Genomic DNA, 16702 nt, shown 5'->3' on the forward strand with positions numbered 1-16702 from the left:
GCTTCTGAGAAAGGAAGAAAGAACGATGAAGTTCACCAGAGGAATCGCGGCGATCGCTGTCGCGGGGCTCACGCTCACGCTGTCGGCGTGCGGCTCGAGCCAGAAGACCGCGGACCAGACGGCCGCGCCCGGCGCCGGCGCCGAGGGCAGCCTGGTCGGCGTCACCATGCCGACGAAGTCGTCGGAGCGCTGGATCCACGACGGCGACAACATCAAGTCGGCGCTGGAGAAGCTCGGCTACAAGGTCGACCTGCAGTACGCCGAGAACGACATCCCCACCCAGGTGAACCAGATCGAGAACCAGATCACCAAGGGCGCCAAGCTCCTGGTCATCGCCTCGATCGACGGCACCGCCATCACCACCCAGCTGCAGGAAGCGGCCGACAAGAAGATCCCGGTCATCGCCTACGACCGGCTGATCCGCAATTCACCGAACGTCGACTACTACGCCACCTTCGACAACTTCAAGGTCGGCGTCGAGCAGGCGAACTCGCTGGTCAAGGGCCTGGGTGACGGTGCCGGTCCGTTCAACGTCGAGCTGTTCGCCGGTTCCCCGGACGACAACAACGCGACCTTCTTCTTCAACGGCGCGATGTCCGTCCTCAAGCCCCTGATGGACAGCGGCAAGCTGGTCGTCAAGAGCGGCCAGACCGACTTCGCCCGCGCGGCCATCCTGCGCTGGGACCCGGCCACCGCCCAGCGGCGCATGGAGGACCTGCTCACCAAGACCTACACCGGTGGCGCGAAGGTCCAGGGCGTGCTCTCGCCGTACGACGGCCTGTCGATCGGCATCCTTTCGGCGCTGAAGAGCAACGGCTACGGCACCGGCGGCCAGGCTTACCCGATCGTGACCGGGCAGGACGCCGAGGTCGCCTCGGTCAAGTCCATCATCGCCGGTGAGCAGTACTCGACGATCTTCAAGGACACCCGCAAGCTCGCCGACACCACCGTCAAGATGGCCGACGCGGTGCTCAAGGGCGGCAAGCCCGAGGTCAACAACACCAAGGACTACGACAACGGCAAGAAGGTCGTCCCGTCCTACCTGCTGCAGCCGGTCACCGTGGACAAGGCCAACTACGAGAAGGAACTCGTCGAGTCGGGCTACTACACGGCAGGTCAGCTGAAATGACCGAACTGCTCGGCATGCGCGGGATCACCAAGACCTTCCCCGGGGTCAAGGCGCTGTCGGACGTCACTCTTTCCGTGCGCCGCGGGGAAATCCACGCGATCTGCGGGGAGAACGGCGCCGGGAAGTCCACCCTGATGAAGGTGCTCTCGGGCGTCTACCCCCACGGGACGTACGACGGCGAGATCACCTTCGACGGGCAGCGGTGCGAGTTCGGGTCGGTGCGCGACAGCGAACGGCGCGGGATCGTGATCATCCACCAGGAACTCGCGCTGTGCGGCCAGTTGTCGATCGCGGAGAACATCTTCCTCGGCAACGAACAGCAGAAGCGGGGCTGGATCGACTGGAACCGCACCAACCACGAGGCCGGCGCGCTGCTCAAGCGCGTCGGCCTCGCCGAAAACGCCACGCGGGCGGTGCAGGAACTCGGTGTCGGCAAGCAGCAGCTCGTCGAGATCGCCAAGGCACTGTCCAAAGAGGTCAAGCTGCTGATCCTCGACGAGCCCACCGCGGCGCTCAACGACGACGACTCGGCCCACCTGCTCGAGCTGCTGCGCGGGCTGCGGGACGAGGGCGTCACGTGCGTGATCATTTCGCACAAGCTCGGCGAGGTGACGGCGATCGCCGACACCGTCACGATCCTGCGTGACGGCAAGACGATCGAAACGCTCGACGCGGCGGGGCTGACGGAAGAGCGCATCATCACCGGGATGGTCGGCCGCGACCTCGAGCACCGGTTCCCGCCCCGGGAGCCGGAGATCGGCGAAGAGGTGCTGCGGATCGAGGACTGGACCGTGCACAGCCCCACCCAGGCCGGGCGGGTCGTCGTCGACCACGCGTCGCTTTCGCTGCGGCGCGGGGAGATCGTCGGCCTCGCCGGGCTGATGGGCGCGGGCCGGACCGAACTCGCGATGAGCGTGTTCGGCCGGTCCTGGGGCAAGGACATCTCCGGCCGGATCCTCAAGCACGGCCAGGAGATCGAGGTCCGGTCGGTGCAGGAAGCCGTCCGCCACGGCATCGCCTACGCCACCGAGGACCGGAAGCGCTACGGGCTCAACCTGATCGAGGACATCCAGCGCAACGTGTCCGCGGCCGGGCTGGGCAAGCTGGCCAAGCGCGGCTGGGTCAACGAGCACGCCGAGCACGACACCGCCAACCGATACCGCCGAGACCTGCGGATCAAGGCGCCGAGCGTGCAGAGCGTGACCGGGAAGCTCTCCGGCGGCAACCAGCAGAAGGTCGTGCTGGCGAAGTGGATCTTCACCGATCCGGACGTGCTGATCCTGGACGAGCCGACCCGCGGCATCGACGTGGGCGCGAAGTTCGAGATCTACACGATCATCAACGAGCTGGCCGCCCAGGGGAAGGCCGTCCTGGTCATCTCCTCCGAGCTGCCGGAGCTGCTCGGGCTCTGCGACCGGATCTACGCGCTGTCGGCGGGCCGGATCACCGGCGAGGCCAGGCGCGAAGAAGCCACTCAGGAACTGCTGATGCAGTACATGACTAAGGAACGGGAATGACCACGACCGAAGCGCGGCCCGCCGTGCCCCCGGTTGAGCGCTCCAAGCGGAGGATCTCGATCAACCCGCGCCAGAGCGGCATCTACGTCGCGTTCGCGCTGATCGTGGTGCTGTTCGAGGTGCTCACCGGTGGCGCGCTGCTGGAACCGCAGAACATCTCCAACATCATCGTGCAGAACAGCTACGTGCTGATCCTCGCGATCGGGATGATCCTGGTGATCATCTCCGGGCACATCGACCTGTCCGCCGGGTCGGTCGTCGCGATGACCGGCGCGGTGTCGGCGGTGCTGATGGTGAACTCGCACGTGCCGTGGTTCCTGGCCGTGCTGATCACCCTCGTCGTCGGCGCGGCGATCGGCGCGTGGCAGGGCTACTGGGTCGCCTACTTCGGCATCCCGGCGTTCATCGTGACGCTCGCCGGCATGCTGGCGTTCCGGGCCCTGACCCTGACGGTGCTGGGCAACCAGGGCATCGGCCCGTTCCCGGACGCGATCCGCACGCTGTCCAACGGCTTCACCTCCGGCTACCTGGGCAACATCGGCCTCGGCCCGCTCGGCGGCGCCGATCTGGTGTCGGTGCTCGCCGGCGTCGCCGCGGTGGCCGGGATCGTGTTCACGCAGTGGCGGAAGCGGGCGGGACGGATGGGCTACGGCCAGGACGTCGACCCGTTCGGAGTGTTCGTGCTCAAGATCGCCGGGATCGCGGTGCTGGTGCTCGCGCTGGTCGTGCAGCTGGCGCGGTTCAAGAACCTGCCGTGGGTGCTCATCCTGCTGGCGGTGCTGGTGCTCGGCTACTCGCTGGTGGCCGGGAAGTCGGTGTTCGGCCGGCACATCTACGCCGTGGGCGGCAACCTGCAGGCCGCGACGCTCTCGGGCGTCAAGGTCAAGCAGGTGACGTTCTGGATCTTCGTCAACATGGGCGTGCTGGCCGCGCTGGCCGGCATCATCTTCGCCGGCCGGCTCAACCAGGCGGGCCCGACGGCGGGCGTCAACTTCGAGCTCGACGCGATCGCGGCGGCGTTCATCGGCGGCGCGGCCGTCCAGGGCGGCGTCGGCAAGGTGGTCGGCGCGATCACCGGTGGCCTGATCATGGCGGTGATCAACAACGGCATGTCCCTGATCGGCGCCCCGAGCGAGCGCGTGATGCTGGTCAAGGGTGTCGTGCTGCTGGCCGCGGTGGCCTACGACATCTGGACGAAGCGCCGCGCGGCTTCCTGAGCCGGGTGTCGTTCGAGGGGGCCTTTCCCGGGTGCGGGGGAGGCCCCCTCTTCGTTGGGTGAACACCTTCGCCGTGAAGGTCGTGAGTGGTAAGGCGGGTTCTAACCCGCCTTACCACTCACGACCGCCGGGTCACTGGTTGCAGCGCTTGCCGGTGTTGATGCAGTTGACGACCTGGTTCATCAGGCGCTGGCCCATGACGTTGGCGAAGTCGTCGTGGTCCGAGCGGGGGTTGTGCTTTTCCTGCGCGAAGGCGTCCACTTTGTACTGGCCCTTGACCTGGATGTCGTGCGGGATGTTGTAGACCAGCTTGATCACCAGCTGCGGCACGTTCTGGAAACCCTTGGGGCACTTGCCCTGCTGGTCGGCGAACACGATGTGCGTGCGGTGGTTGGCGCTGTCGATGTTCTTGCCGTCCCAGCAGTTCGGGAAGGCGTGGATGCGCTCGACCTTGCTGTTCTGCGGGCAGATCGGGTAGTGGTCGGTGAGCCGGTCCTCGAAGCCGGTGCAGGTCCAGCTGGGCCGGGCGTTGGCCGGGCCGTTGGTGCTCTGCTTGGCGTCGCCGTAGAGGATGCGGAGGAACTGCGGCATCGCGACGACCTTGCTCGCGCCGCCGCTGGTGAACGTGATCGTCGCCGACTGGACGCGCTGGATCTCGCCGTCGTTGTCGCCGACCTCGTTCTTGTCGTTGACGCCGGGCAGTTCCGCCGGCTGGCCATTGCTGTTCTGGCCGCCGTTGTCGATCCCGCCCTGGCCGTTCTGCTTGAGCGCGCACTGCGCGAGCCCGCCCAGGTTGGTCGGCTTCGCGGCCCGGCGGCCGATCGCGATGGCGATCCGGTCGATGGTGGCCGCGCGCTTGTCCTTGAGCGGCCCGACCACGGCGTTCTGGATGTCCTGCGGCGTCTTGAGATCGCCGTTCGCGATCCGCTTGTTGGCCTCGTCGATCTGCGAGTCGAGCAGGTCGAGGTTGCGGTCGACCTCGTCCATCGCCTGGTCCGGGACGTCGGGCAGCTTGCTCGCGACGTCGGGGCAGTCGACCTGGGCGCTCGCCTTGTCCTTGGCGCTGCCGGCCCGGTCGGGCTGCGTGGCGGGCGGGTTCTTCTCGGCGTCGCCGGTGTCGATGCGGACGACGGGCCAGAAGTAGGCCGACTTGTCACCGTTCTTGCAGGTGGTGCCCGCCTTCACCAGGCTCTTGTTGTTCGAGTCGGCGTTGGTGGAGAGGTTGCCGACGTAGTCGTGCAGGTGCTGGGCGCCGTTCTTGATGCCGGGCTGGGCGATGAAGTTGTCGGGGTTGAAGTGCTGGTTCTCGTTGCGGCCACAGTTCACGGTGAACGTGCCGCGGGCGCCCTTCTGCTGAAGCGCTTTGTTCACGTTGTTCCCCGAAGGGACCTTCGCGATGTCGAGGAAGAACGACGGGTCGGCCTCGTCGGCGCTGGCCTCGCCGGTGCGGCCGGCGGTGGTCGCGACGACGATGCCGCCGACGGCCAGCGCGAGCGCCAGGCCACCGGTCGCGATCTTCGTGCGGCGGGTGATGCGATGTCTGCCCGTGGCGGGGGTGCGGGAAGTATTCCGGGCCATGTTCACCTCGTTCGGTTTTCCGGGCACGCTGAAGAGAGCCTGCGTGCCCGGGCTGGAGACGCGCGGAACCCGGGGAGCGGCACCGGGTCGCGGGTATCGGGGGACCCGCCCGGTGTCACTGGTTCCGGCATTGGGGGGAACGGCCGCGGAACGGGGCCGGTTCAAGCCACGATTCCGCCGTTATCTTTTCGTTATTTATGGAAGGTGAACAAAGTTCACGTCTATCGGTGTGATCGCTAACATCGACGCATGCCCGTGGACGACGCAGGTCCCGACGGCCCGCTCCGCGCGCGGGCCCTCCAGCGGCGGGGCACGCTCGGGGTGATCGCGACCGGGGCGTCGGCGTCGGGCCCGGTGTTGCACGGCCTGCGCGCGGCCGCCCGCGAGCAGGCCTACGTGCTGAGCGTCTTCAGCGTCTCGATCAACAGCGGCGCGGCGGTGCTGGCCGCGGTGGCCGGCCTGCAGCTGCAGGGGGTGGCCGGGATCGTGGTGCTCGACGGGCACCTCCTCGCCGAGCTGGCCCCGGTCGCCGGCATCCCGCTGGTGCCCGCGGCGTCCACCGACCAGTACGCGGGGGCGCGCCAGGCCACCGAGCACCTCCTGCAACTCGGCCACCCGACGGTCTGGCACCTCGGCGGCCCGGAGGAAGGACCGGTGGCCCGCGCCCGCGAACGCGGCTGGCGCGAGACCCTCGAACGCCACGGAGCGGAGGTCCCCCCGGTGGTCCGCGGCGACTGGTCCGCCCGCTCGGGTTTCCGCGCCGGCCAGTCCCTGGCGGTCGAATCCGGGGTGGGCGCGGTGTTTTCGGCGAACGACCACATGGCACTGGGGCTGGTGGCGGCGTTCGCGCAGGCGGGCATGCGAGTCCCGCGCGACGCCCACGTCGTCGGCTTCGACGACGTCCCCGAGGCGGCGTACTTCGCCCCGCCGTTGACGACGGTCCGCCAGGACCACCTGGCGGCGGGCCGTCACACGCTGGCCACCCTGGCGGCCCGCATCGACGGCGTGGCGGTACCGGCGTGGGGAACGGTCGAGGCCGAGCTGGTGGTGCGGGAGAGCAGCCGCTGCCTCAAGGGCGTTTAGCCCGTGTGCTCAGCTGGGACGACGCTTCGAGCTGCGGCCGGGAAACGATGTTGCCCTCGCCCGCGGTGATCACTAAGGTCGGTCGCGTGACTGCCGGGTCGGCCTTGAGCCATGCACGAGTGAGTTTCCCGGCCTCGGCGTGAGCCCGAGGCGGGCCAGGGGCCCGCCGCCTTCTCCGCGTCTTCAGCTCCCGGCGCCCGCCTAGGGTGTCTTTCCCACGGATCCCAAGACCGGAGACACCCCACTCATGTCCTACCACCAGCCATACCCCCCTGCCGGCGTCCAGCTGAACCACACGGCTGTCTACGCGAGCGACCGTTCCCTCTCCGCCGAGTTCATCGCCGCGATCCTGGGCCTGGAAGTCGGCGCTCCGTTCGGGCCGTTCCTGCCGGTCGACCTCGGCAACGGCGTGACGCTCGACTACTACGAGAAGAGGGACGAGCCGATCCAGGCGCAGCACTACGCCTTCCTCGTGCCCGACGAGCAGTTCGACGCCGTGATCGCCCGTCTGGAGGCGGTCGGGGTCACCTACTACGCGGACCCTCGCCACACCGAACCCGGCCGGGTGAACGACCTGTTCGGTGGGCGCGGCGCCTATTTCGACGACCCGGACGGTCACAACATGGAGGTCATGACCCGGCCTTACGTCCGTCCGTAGCGCATGACAGGGCGGTGATCACCGGGCGCCTCCCACGGCTCACCGGGTCAGCGGCAGGGCGGCCATCCCGCGCAGCGCCGGGTTGGGGCGGCGCTGCACCTCGCCGCCGATCCGCAGCGACGGAAACCGCTTTCCCAGCTGTTCGAGCAGCACGGTCATCTCGAGGCGCGCCAAGGCCGCGCCGAGGCAGAGGTGCAGGCCGTGCCCGAAGAACAGCCCGCGGCCACCGTCGCGGGTGATCTCGAAGCGGTCCGGGTCCGCGAAGCGGGCGGGATCCCGGTTCGCCGCGCCGGTGAGGATCACGACCACGTCGTCCGCCGGGATCTCCCGGCCGTCGAGCACCGCCGGGCGGGCGGCCACGCGCTGGCTCATCTGGGCGGCGCCGTCCCACCGCAGCACCTCCTCGGCCGCGCCGGCCGCCAGCCCCGGATCGCCGGCGAGCAGGGCGAACTGCTCCGGGTGGGTCAGCAGCGCGTGAATCCCGTTGCCCAGCGCGCCGGCGGTGGTCTCGTAGCCGCCGCCGAACAACACGATGAGGGCGTTGAGGACCTCCTCCTCCGACATCAGCTCCACCTCGGCGGTGGGCCGGGCCAGCAGCGCGGACGTCAGGTCGGCACGCGGCTCCGCCCGCCGCAGGGCGATCAGCTCCGTGAAGTAGGCCCGGAATTCGACGGCGGCCGCGTCGACCTCGGCGCGGAGCTCGGCCGGCATCGCGGGGTTGACCTGCCGGCCGATCAGGTCGGTGAGGCGGCGAAGCCGGTCGTGGTCGGCTTCGGGCACGCCGACCAGGTCACCGATCACGGCCATCCCGAGCGGGTAGAGGACCGTGCCGACGAACTCCGCCGCGGCCCCGTCCGCCGTGGCGTCGGCGAAGCCGTCCAGCACCCGGTCGGTGGCCCGGCGGACGGCGGGCTCCAGTTCCTGGACGCGCCGGACGGTGAAGTCGCGGACGAGCAGGCGGCGCTCGCGCGTGTGCTCCGGCGGGTTCTTCCACGGCAGGAGCGCGGCCAGCAACGTCATCGCGGGATTGTCGCGCCAGCCCGGCTGGTGCTGGTCGCGCCACTGGGCGTCGAGCACCCGGAAGGTCTCGCCGTCGGCGAGCACCTGCTGGCAGTCCGCGAACCGGCTGAGCACCCAGCCGCCGAAGACTTCGCTGCGGAAGACCGGTGTCTCCGCGCGGAGCCGCGCGTAGACCGGGTACGGATCGGCGAGCCCGGCCGGGGTGGACAGGGACAGCAAGGCCTGGTCGGCGGCTGCGGACACGAGTGCTCCCTCCAGTGGCGAATCGGTGCCCGCAGTCTTCTCCCGGGCGCCGGTGCCGGAGGAGGGTTCGGGCCCGGCTTCACCCGGATGGCAGTGTCAGAGCTTCAGCCGGTCGCCCAGGCCGCGGATGTGCTCCGCCGCACCGCAGTCCAGGTCGAGCTGGCGGCGGCGCTCGGCGACGAACGCCCGGCCCAGTCCCGTCCGGTCCGAAGTGGACATACTCCGCCGCAGCTCGTTCAGCAGCCCGCGTTCCTCGCCGCGGACGTGCGCGTCCACGGCGTTCTCCAGGCGCAGCAACGCCTTTTCGAAGTCGTCGCCCTCCAGGACGGCGAGCAGGTCGTCGGCGAACGGTTCGCCCGGCGCGCCCGGGCGGACGATCCGCTCGGTCGCCGTCGTGTGGGCGACCAGCAACGCCGCCAGCTCCGCCACCAGCGCGGGCCGGTCGGCTTCGGCGTTGCGCAGGTCGCGCAGCAGCTGCTCGAACCGGCGGTGGTCGGCCAGCAGCACCTCGACCAGGTCCGAACCGGGCGCCGCCGCGGCCGGGGCCGGGCGCATCCAGCCGAACGTGAGCTCCACCGCCTGCCGCCAGTGCGCGTACTCGGAGTCGCGGCGGGCCGGGTCCATCGCCGGCAGCCACTGGCCGGCCCGGTGCCAGTTGCGCCGCAACCCTTCCAGGTCCGGCCAGTACCCGACGGACAGCCCCGCCGCGTAAGCCGCGCCGAGCGAGACCGTCTCCGCCACCATCGGACGCACCACCGGCACGTCGAGGACGTCGGCGATGCACTGCATCAGCAGGTTGTCCGCGGTCATCCCGCCGTCGACCTTCAACGTCGAAAGCGCCAGCCCGGAGTCGGCGTTCATCGCGTCGACGACTTCGCGGGTCTGCCAGCCGGTCGCCTCCAGCACCGCCCGCGCCAGGTGGCCCTTCGTGATGTACGACGTCAGCCCGGCGATCACGCCGCGCGCCTCGCTGTGCCAGTGCGGCGCGAACAGGCCGGAGAACGCGGGCACGATGTAGCAGCCGCCGTTGTCCTCGACCGTCCTGGCCAGCGTCTCGATCTCGGGCGCGCTGCCGATCAGCTCGAGGCCGTCCCGGAACCACTGCACCAGCGACCCGGTGACGGCGATCGAGCCTTCGAGGGCGTACACCGCGGGCTCGTCGCCGATCTTGAACCCGACGGTGGTGAGCATGCCGTGGGTCGACAGCACCGGCGTCGGGCCGGTGTTGAGCAGCAGGAAGCTGCCGGTGCCGTAGGTGCACTTGGCCTCGCCGGGCGCGAAGCAGGTCTGGCCGAACAGCGCCGCCTGCTGGTCGCCGAGCGCCGCGGCGATCCGGATGCCGGGGACGACCCGCGAAGTGGTGCCGTAGACCTCGGTCGAGGACCGGATCTCCGGCAGCATCGCGCGCGGGACGTCGAAGAACTCGAGGAGCTCGTCGTCCCAGTTGAGCGTGCGCAGGTTCATCAGCATGGTGCGCGAGGCGTTGGTGACGTCGGTGACGTGCACGCCGCCCTCGGCGCCGCCGGTGAGGTTCCAGATCAGCCAGCTCTCGATGGTGCCGAAGAGGACGTCCCCGCGTTCGGCGCGCTCGCGCAGCCCGGGGGTGCGTTCGAGCAGCCAGCGGATGCGCGGCGCGGAGAAGTACGTGGCCAGGGGCAGGCCGCACAGCTGCCGCACGCGGTCGGCGCCCGGTTCGCGGGCGAGCTGTTCGAGCATGGCGTCGGTGCGGGTGTCCTGCCAGACGATCGCCCGCCCGACCGGGTTGCCGGTCCGCCGGTCCCACAGGACGGTGGTTTCCCGCTGGTTGGCGATCCCGAGCCCGACGACCTGCTCGGCGCTCGCCCCGGCGTCCGCGAGCGCCTGCGGGACGATCCGGGAGAGGTTCCGCCAGATCTCGGTGGCGTCGTGCTCGACCCAGCCGGGCCGGGGGAAGTGCTGCTGGTGTTCCCGCTGGACGACCGAGACGAGCCGGCCGCGGGCGTCGAACAGGATGCACCGGGTGGAGGTGGTGCCCTGGTCGATGGACATCACGTACCGCTGGACCACGTGCTCACCTCCATCGGATCGGGAACGCCTGGTACCAGCTCGCGGTGGTGCGCGGGGGAGCCGGGCTGGGCGGCGCGGCCGGAAACCGGGCCGGTGGTGGCCGGGTGGGGCATGGGTGGCGGGAGCTGAGGGCGGGCGGTGAGGCCCGGCGAGGGAAGCTGTCCGGCCGGGTCGGCCATGGGCCGAGGAAGCGGCGGCCGAGCGGCGCCGGCCCAAAAGGGCACCGGCGGCCGGAGCCGGACACCGGCCGGGCTCACGGGGTGCCGGGTGTGCCGTGGGCGGGCCACGCTCGCCACCTCCCTCACCATCGGGACGCTCCCAGGTCCCGCGAAACCGCGCGCGCCGCGTCGCGGACGTGGCCCAGCAGCCGGGTGCTCGGGCTGCCGTCCGGCTCGCAGATCCGCTCCACCGCGCCGGACACGCCGAGCGCGCCGACCACGATGCCGCCGTGGCCGCGGATCGGGGCCGCGATGCCGGCCTCGCCCGAGATCATCTCGCCGTTCTCCGCGGCCCAGCCCGCCTCGCGGACCTTGGCGCACGCCCGCTTGATCGCGGTCTGGGTGACCAGGGTCCGGCGGGTGTAGGCCTCCGGTTCGCCGGTGCGCAACGATGCCACGAGCGTCGTGTCGTAGGCCAGCAGGACCTTGCCCAGCGCGGTCGCGTGCAGCGGCAGCAGCGTGCCGACGTCGAGGGTCTGCAGGCTGTCGTCCGGCCGGAACACGTGGTGCACGACCAGCACCCGGCCCTCCAGGGGCGCGCCGATCCGGACCGCCTCGCCGCTGCGCGCGGCCAGGGCGTCGGCCCAGTTGATCGCCCGGGAACGCAGCTCGTTGACGTCGAGGTAGCTCGTGCCCAGGTGCAGCAGCGCGGCGCCCAGCTGGTACTTGCCCGTGTCGCGGTCCTGCTCGACGAACCCGACGCCCTGCAACGTGCGCAGGATCCCGTGCGCGGTGCCCTTCGCCAGTTCGAGCGCGTCGGCGATCTCGCCGACGCCCAGACGCCCCGAGCCGCGCGCCAGCAACCGCAGGATCGCGGCGGCGCGCTCGATGGACTGGATCGGACCGGGCACGGCGCACCCTAACCTGACCGGCCCCGATTCGACAATGTCGAACATCCACTCCGGCCGTTCGACAATGCCGACCGCTGTCCGTTGACCGCCCTGAAATGCGAACTTAACTTCACTCCACCAGTAGGGGGACAAGGTCCTTTGTGGAGGAAAGCAATGGTGCGAAGCCTCAAGGCCCGCGGACTCGGCGGCGAGATGGCCGCCGAGTTCGTGGGAACGATGATCCTCATCCTGTTCGGGTGTGGCGTGGTGGCGCAGGTCGTCGCCGCGGGCATCGGGGACCACGACAGCATCGCCTGGGCCTGGGGCCTCGGCGTGACGCTCGGTGTTTACGTCGCTTCGCGGATCAGCGGCGCGCACCTGAACCCGGCCGTGACCATCGCCCTGGCGGTGTTCAAGGGCTTCGAGTGGCGCAAGGTCGCCCCCTACGCCCTGGCCCAGACGGCCGGCGCGTTCCTGGCCGCGATGCTGGTGCGGTGGAACTACACCGAGGTCCTCAACGCCAAGGACCCGGGCCTGACGATCAAGACCCAGGGCGTGTTTTCCACCCTTCCGGGTAACGGCACGCTCCCGGTGGGTGACTGGGGAGCCTTCCGCGACCAGATCATCGGCACCGCGATCCTCGTCCTGGTGATCTTCGCCATCACCGACCTCCGCAACACCTCGCCGGGCGCGAACCTGGCCCCGGTCGTCGTCGGCTTCCTCGTCGTCGCCATCGGCATGGCCTGGGGCACGAACGCCGGGTACGCGATCAACCCCGCCCGCGACTTCGGCCCCCGCCTGGCCTCCTGGCTGACCGGCTACGACACGGCGTTCACCGACCAATACGGCTTCCCGTACTGGTGGATCCCGATCGTGGCGCCGGTCATCGGCGCGGTCGTCGGCGGCGCGATCTACAAGTACCTGATCGAGCGGCACCTGCCCGCCGGGGACCCGCTGGACGCCATGCCCGCCAAGGACTTCGAGCCCGCCAACTGAGTAGGAGCACGACCATGCCGGACTTCGTCGGCGCCGTAGACCAGGGCACCACCAGCACCCGCTTCATGATCTTCGACCACGGCGGCAACGAGATCGCCCGCCACCAGCTCGAGCACGAGCAGATCCTGCCCCGGCCGGGCTGGGTCGAGCACGACGCCACCGAGATCTGGGAACGCACCCGCTCGGTCATCGCGACCGCGCTGAACAAGGCGAACCTGACCGTGGGCGACCTGGCCGCGCTCGGCATCACCAACCAGCGCGAGACCACCGTCGTGTGGAACCGCCGCACCGGCCGGCCGTACCACAACGCCATCGTCTGGCAGGACACCCGCACCGACCGGATCGCCTCCGCGCTCGAACGCGAGGGCAAGGGCGACGTCATCCGCCGCAAGGCCGGCCTGCCGCCCGCCACCTACTTCTCCGGCGGCAAGCTGCAGTGGATCCTCGAGAACGTCGAAGGCGTGCGCGAGGACGCCGAGAAGGGTGACGCGCTCTTCGGCACCACCGACTCGTGGCTGATCTGGAACCTCACCGGCGGCCCGGACGGCGGCGTCCACGTCACCGACCCGACCAACGCCTCCCGCACCATGCTGATGGACCTCGAAACCCTGGACTGGGACGACGAGCTGTTGTCGTTCTTCAACGTCCCGCGGCAGATGCTCCCGGCGATCCGGCCGTCGTCGAACCCGGGCTTCGGCACCACCCGCACCGGCGGCCCGCTCGGCGGCGAGGTCGCCATCACCGGCGTCCTCGGCGACCAGCAGGCGGCCACCGTCGGCCAGGTGTGCTTCCGGCCCGGCGAGGCCAAGAACACCTACGGCACCGGCAACTTCCTGCTGCTCAACACCGGCCAGGAGCTGGTGCGCTCCCAGCACGGCCTGCTGACGACGCTGTGCTACCAGTTCGGGGACGAGAAGCCCGTCTACGCGCTGGAAGGCTCGATCGCCGTCACCGGGTCCGCGGTGCAGTGGCTGCGCGACCAGCTGGGCATCATCAGCGGCGCGGCGCAGAGCGAGAGCCTGGCCCGCCAGGTCGAGGACAACGGCGGCGTCTACTTCGTCCCGGCGTTCTCCGGCCTGTTCGCCCCGTACTGGCGCTCCGACGCCCGCGGCGCGATCGTCGGCCTCACCCGCGCCACGACCAACGCCCACATCGCGCGGGCGACCCTGGAGGCGATCTGCTACCAGACCCGCGACGTCGTCGAGGCGATGCAGAACGACTCCGGCGTCACGCTCGACGTGCTGCGGGTGGACGGCGGCGTCACGGCCAACGAGCTGTGCATGCAGCTGCAGGCGGACATCCTCGGCGTGCCGGTGTCGAAGCCGGTCGTCGCCGAGACCACCGCGCTCGGCGCCGCCTACGCGGCCGGGCTGGCCGTCGGGTTCTGGAAGTCGACCGACGAGCTCGAGCAGAACTGGAACGAGGACAAGCGCTGGACGCCGTCCTGGAGCGACGAACAGCGCGCCGAGGGCTACGCGGGCTGGCAGAAAGCCGTCGGCCGCACGCTCGACTGGGTCGACGTGCAGTGAGCAAGAGGAGGAACACCGTGACCCCGCTTTCCCCGCAGTACCGCGCGGAAACGTTGCGGAAGCTGGTGAACGAAGAGGTCGACGTGCTCGTCGTCGGCGGGGGCGTGACCGGGGCCGGCGTCGCGCTCGACGCCGCGTCCCGGGGGCTGTCGACCGCGCTGGTCGAGGCCCGCGACTTCGCCGCCGGCACGTCCAGCCGGTCGTCCAAGCTGATCCACGGCGGCCTGCGCTACCTGGAGCAGCTGGACTTCAAGCTGGTGCGCGAAGCCCTGAAGGAGCGTGGCCTGCTGCTGCAGACGCTGGCCCCGCACCTGGTGCGGCCGGTCAAGTTCCTGGTCCCGCTGCAGCACCGGGTGTGGGAGCGCGGCTACATCGGCGCCGGCGTCACGCTGTACGACACCCTCGGCGGCGCCCGCGCGCTGCCGCGGCATCGGCACCTGTCCAAGCGGGGCGCCTTCAAGGTGGCCCCGGCGCTCGCGGACGACGCGCTGGTCGGGGCGATCCAGTACTACGACGCCCAGGTCGACGACGCCCGCCACACGATGACGATCGCGCGGACGGCCGCCGAGCAGGGCGCCTCGGTGCTCACCCGGGCTCGCGTCACTTCGCTGCTTCGCGACGGCGAGCGGGTCGTCGGGGCGAAAGTCGTGGACCGCGAGAGCGGGATCGAATTCGAGATCCGCGCTCGCACCGTGGTCGCCGCGACGGGCGTGTGGAGCGACGACATGGCGGAGGCGGCCGGGATCCCCGCGCCGTTCACCGTCCGCGCGTCGAAGGGCATCCACCTCGTGGTGCCGCGCGAAAAGATCGACCTGGACACCGGGCTGATCCTGCGCACCGAGAAGAGCGTGCTGTTCGTCATCCCGTGGGGACGGCACTGGATCGTCGGCACCACCGACACCGAGTGGGACCTCGACCGCGAGCACCCGGCGGCGAGCCGCGCGGACGTCGACTACGTGCTCGAGCACCTCAACGCCGTCCTGCGCACCCCCGTGACGCACGACGACATCGAAGGCGTCTACGCCGGGCTCCGCCCGCTGCTGGCGGCGAAGGCGGCCGCGACGACGAAGCTGTCGCGGGAGCACGCGGTGGCGCACCCGGTGCCGGGCCTGGTCATCGTGGCCGGCGGCAAGTACACGACGTACCGGGTGATGGCCGCGGACGCGGTCGACGTCGCGGTCGAGGAGCTCGGCCGCCCGGCCCCGCCGTCGTGGACCGACCGGCTCCCGATCGCCGGTGCCGAGGGCTACCACGAGCTGTGGGCGGACCGGTTCGGCGTGGCCGCGAAGGCGGGACTGCCGCTGACCCGCGTCGAGCACCTGCTGCAGCGGTACGGCACGCGGATCTGGAACCTCCTGGAGCTGATCGAGGAGGAGCCTTCGCTCGGGGAGCCGATCACGGAGACCTCGGAGTACCTCCGCGTGGAGGCCGTCTACGCGGTCTCCCACGAGGGCGCGTTGCACCTGGAGGACGTGCTCACGCGGCGGACGCGCATCTCGATCGAGGAGCGCGACCGCGGTGTCGCGGCGGCGCCCGTCGTGGCGGGGCTGATCGCCCCGCTGCTGGGCTGGGACGCGCACCGGACCGACCGCGAGGTGGCCAACTACCTGGCCCGGGTGGAGGCGGAGCGGTCGGCCCAGGAAGCCCCGGACGACGCGGCGGCGAACGCCACCCGCCTCGCGGCGCCGGCGCTGCTGCCGAGCTGAACCGGCGTGCTCACGGGGCTGGGACACACTCCAGCTCCGTGAGCACGTAACGGGCGTTGGCCGAGATGACCGCGTTCGTGTGCCGGTAGTACGGCAGCTGGATCACCGCCATCGACAACGCCCGGCCCCGGCCGCGGGCCCAGGTGGCGTCGTCGGGGGCCACGGCGTCGCGGAAAGTGCGCCGGGTGTCCGCGGTCAGCAGGTTCCACGCGGGGATCAGGTCGGCCGCCGGGTCGCCGAGGCCCGCGGTCGCCCAGTCGAGGACCCCGGTCAGCCGGCCGTCGCGCAGCAGGAGGTTGCTCGGCATCAGGTCGCCGTGCACCCAGCACGGCGGCCCCGTCCACTGTGGAGCGTCGAGCGCCTCGGTCCAGGCGGCGAGGGCAGCGTCCGGGGCGAACGGCTCGCCGGTGCGCGCCAGCTCGTCGATCGCCTCGCGAGTGGCGGTATCCACCGTGGACAGCGGCCGCCCGCGGCGCGCCGGCGGACCGGCCGCCTGGTTCGCCCGGAGCGCGAGGACGAACTCCGCCAGGCCCCGGGCCGCGTGGCCCTCGAGGGCCGGTGCGCCGTCGAGCCACCGATGCACCGCCCACGGCCACGGGTACCCCTCGGCGGGTTCGCCGACCGCGACGACGGCCGGGACCGCCACCGGCAGCCCGCCGAGCGCGGGGAGGACCCGTGCTTCCTTCGCGATGTCACCGGCGCCGCCCGCCGTCAGGGGGAGCCGGACCGTCAGGCCGTCACCGAGGCGGTACACCGCGTTGACCGTGCCGCCGGAGGCCAGGGGAGTGACCGGCAGGTGCGCCCACTCCGGGAACTGCCGGCGCACCAGCCGCGCCACGAGCGTGGTGTCGATGGCGTGCTCGTCGGCGTGCATGCGGCCCATGTGAGCACCGAACCACGCACGTCAACGGGGTTTTCGTGCGCCGGAGCAC

At 70.8% G+C, this 16702-nt stretch carries 13 protein-coding genes; 8 read left to right on the plus strand and 5 right to left on the minus strand.

The features are described 5' to 3' along the window. Positions 1 to 25: 25 nt before the first annotated feature. Genes chvE through mmsB form a run of 3 tightly spaced genes read left to right on the plus strand, consistent with a single transcriptional unit; the run spans position 26 to position 3863 of the window. A complete protein-coding gene (gene chvE, locus C2L58_RS19935; RefSeq protein WP_103339093.1) occupies positions 26 to 1129 on the plus strand; it encodes a multiple monosaccharide ABC transporter substrate-binding protein in 1104 nt (367 codons plus the stop codon). Then, entirely contained in the window at positions 1126 to 2646 is a 1521-nt protein-coding gene (mmsA, locus tag C2L58_RS19940) for a multiple monosaccharide ABC transporter ATP-binding protein (protein WP_103339094.1), read from the plus strand. Before chvE ends, mmsA begins: the two co-directional genes overlap by 4 nt. After that, positions 2643 to 3863, plus strand: a complete 1221-nt coding sequence (gene mmsB, locus C2L58_RS19945) for a multiple monosaccharide ABC transporter permease (protein ID WP_103339095.1) — start codon at positions 2643 to 2645, stop codon at positions 3861 to 3863. Before mmsA ends, mmsB begins: the two co-directional genes overlap by 4 nt. 132 nt (positions 3864 to 3995) lie before the next feature. Here mmsB and C2L58_RS19950 read toward each other — a convergent pair whose 3' ends face one another. Continuing rightward, positions 3996 to 5441, minus strand: a complete 1446-nt coding sequence (locus C2L58_RS19950; protein ID WP_103339096.1) for a DUF1996 domain-containing protein — start codon at positions 5439 to 5441, stop codon at positions 3996 to 3998. Positions 5442 to 5690: 249 nt separating this feature from the next. Here C2L58_RS19950 and C2L58_RS19955 point away from each other — a divergent pair, with 249 nt between their 5' ends. Both C2L58_RS19955 and C2L58_RS19960 read left to right on the plus strand, forming a co-directional pair. Then, on the plus strand, positions 5691 to 6524 hold the full coding sequence (locus C2L58_RS19955) for a substrate-binding domain-containing protein (RefSeq protein ID WP_103339097.1): 834 nt from the start codon (positions 5691 to 5693) through the stop codon (positions 6522 to 6524). Between the two features lie 247 nt (positions 6525 to 6771). Next, a complete protein-coding gene (locus tag C2L58_RS19960) occupies positions 6772 to 7182 on the plus strand; it encodes a VOC family protein (protein WP_103339098.1) in 411 nt (136 codons plus the stop codon). 39 nt (positions 7183 to 7221) lie between these two features. Here C2L58_RS19960 and C2L58_RS19965 read toward each other — a convergent pair whose 3' ends face one another. The 3 genes from C2L58_RS19965 to C2L58_RS19975 form a co-directional block, all read right to left on the minus strand. Further along, positions 7222 to 8445 (minus strand): cytochrome P450, encoded by a 1224-nt coding sequence (locus C2L58_RS19965; RefSeq protein WP_103339099.1) that lies wholly within the window; start codon positions 8443 to 8445, stop codon positions 7222 to 7224. A gap of 96 nt (positions 8446 to 8541) precedes the next feature. Then, complete coding sequence (gene glpK, locus C2L58_RS19970; RefSeq protein ID WP_103339100.1) at positions 8542 to 10491, minus strand: glycerol kinase GlpK; 1950 nt, start codon at positions 10489 to 10491, stop codon at positions 8542 to 8544. A gap of 301 nt (positions 10492 to 10792) precedes the next feature. Next, positions 10793 to 11560, minus strand: coding sequence for an IclR family transcriptional regulator (locus C2L58_RS19975; protein WP_103339101.1), 768 nt, complete (start codon positions 11558 to 11560; stop codon positions 10793 to 10795). Positions 11561 to 11713: 153 nt separating this feature from the next. Here C2L58_RS19975 and C2L58_RS19980 point away from each other — a divergent pair, with 153 nt between their 5' ends. The 3 genes from C2L58_RS19980 to glpD are packed head-to-tail and all read left to right on the plus strand — an operon-like array spanning position 11714 to position 15770. Then, positions 11714 to 12535 carry an MIP/aquaporin family protein gene (locus C2L58_RS19980; RefSeq protein WP_103339102.1) on the plus strand — a complete coding sequence of 274 codons (822 nt, stop codon included), beginning with the start codon at positions 11714 to 11716 and terminating at the stop codon, positions 12533 to 12535. Positions 12536 to 12549: 14 nt separating this feature from the next. After that, positions 12550 to 14064, plus strand: coding sequence for a glycerol kinase GlpK (gene glpK, locus C2L58_RS19985; RefSeq protein ID WP_103339103.1), 1515 nt, complete (start codon positions 12550 to 12552; stop codon positions 14062 to 14064). Between the two features lie 17 nt (positions 14065 to 14081). Next, positions 14082 to 15770: a glycerol-3-phosphate dehydrogenase gene (gene glpD, locus C2L58_RS19990; protein ID WP_103339104.1), complete on the plus strand. Its 1689-nt coding sequence runs from the start codon at positions 14082 to 14084 to the stop codon at positions 15768 to 15770. Positions 15771 to 15780: 10 nt separating this feature from the next. Here glpD and C2L58_RS19995 read toward each other — a convergent pair whose 3' ends face one another. Beyond that, the gene (locus C2L58_RS19995) at positions 15781 to 16653 is read right to left on the minus strand and encodes an aminoglycoside phosphotransferase family protein (protein WP_103339105.1); all 873 of its coding nucleotides are present in this window, start codon (positions 16651 to 16653) and stop codon (positions 15781 to 15783) included. Between the last annotated feature and the right edge of the window lie 49 nt (positions 16654 to 16702).

Origin of the sequence: Amycolatopsis sp. CA-126428 (assembly GCF_002904335.1) — a bacterium.
Taxonomy (GTDB): domain Bacteria; phylum Actinomycetota; class Actinomycetes; order Mycobacteriales; family Pseudonocardiaceae; genus Amycolatopsis.

Excerpts from the sequence above, each read along its gene's own strand:
- chvE (WP_103339093.1), top strand. The coding sequence starts at position 26 with ATGAAGTTCACCAGAGGAATCGCGGCGATCGCTGTCGCGGGGCTCACG.
- mmsA (WP_103339094.1), top strand. The coding sequence starts at position 1,126 with ATGACCGAACTGCTCGGCATGCGCGGGATCACCAAGACCTTCCCCGGG.
- mmsB (WP_103339095.1), top strand. The coding sequence starts at position 2,643 with ATGACCACGACCGAAGCGCGGCCCGCCGTGCCCCCGGTTGAGCGCTCC.
- C2L58_RS19950 (WP_103339096.1), bottom strand. The coding sequence starts at position 5,441 with ATGGCCCGGAATACTTCCCGCACCCCCGCCACGGGCAGACATCGCATC.
- C2L58_RS19955 (WP_103339097.1), top strand. The coding sequence starts at position 5,691 with ATGCCCGTGGACGACGCAGGTCCCGACGGCCCGCTCCGCGCGCGGGCC.
- C2L58_RS19960 (WP_103339098.1), top strand. The coding sequence starts at position 6,772 with ATGTCCTACCACCAGCCATACCCCCCTGCCGGCGTCCAGCTGAACCAC.
- C2L58_RS19980 (WP_103339102.1), top strand. The coding sequence starts at position 11,714 with ATGGTGCGAAGCCTCAAGGCCCGCGGACTCGGCGGCGAGATGGCCGCC.
- glpK (WP_103339103.1), top strand. The coding sequence starts at position 12,550 with ATGCCGGACTTCGTCGGCGCCGTAGACCAGGGCACCACCAGCACCCGC.
- C2L58_RS19995 (WP_103339105.1), bottom strand. The coding sequence starts at position 16,653 with ATGGGCCGCATGCACGCCGACGAGCACGCCATCGACACCACGCTCGTG.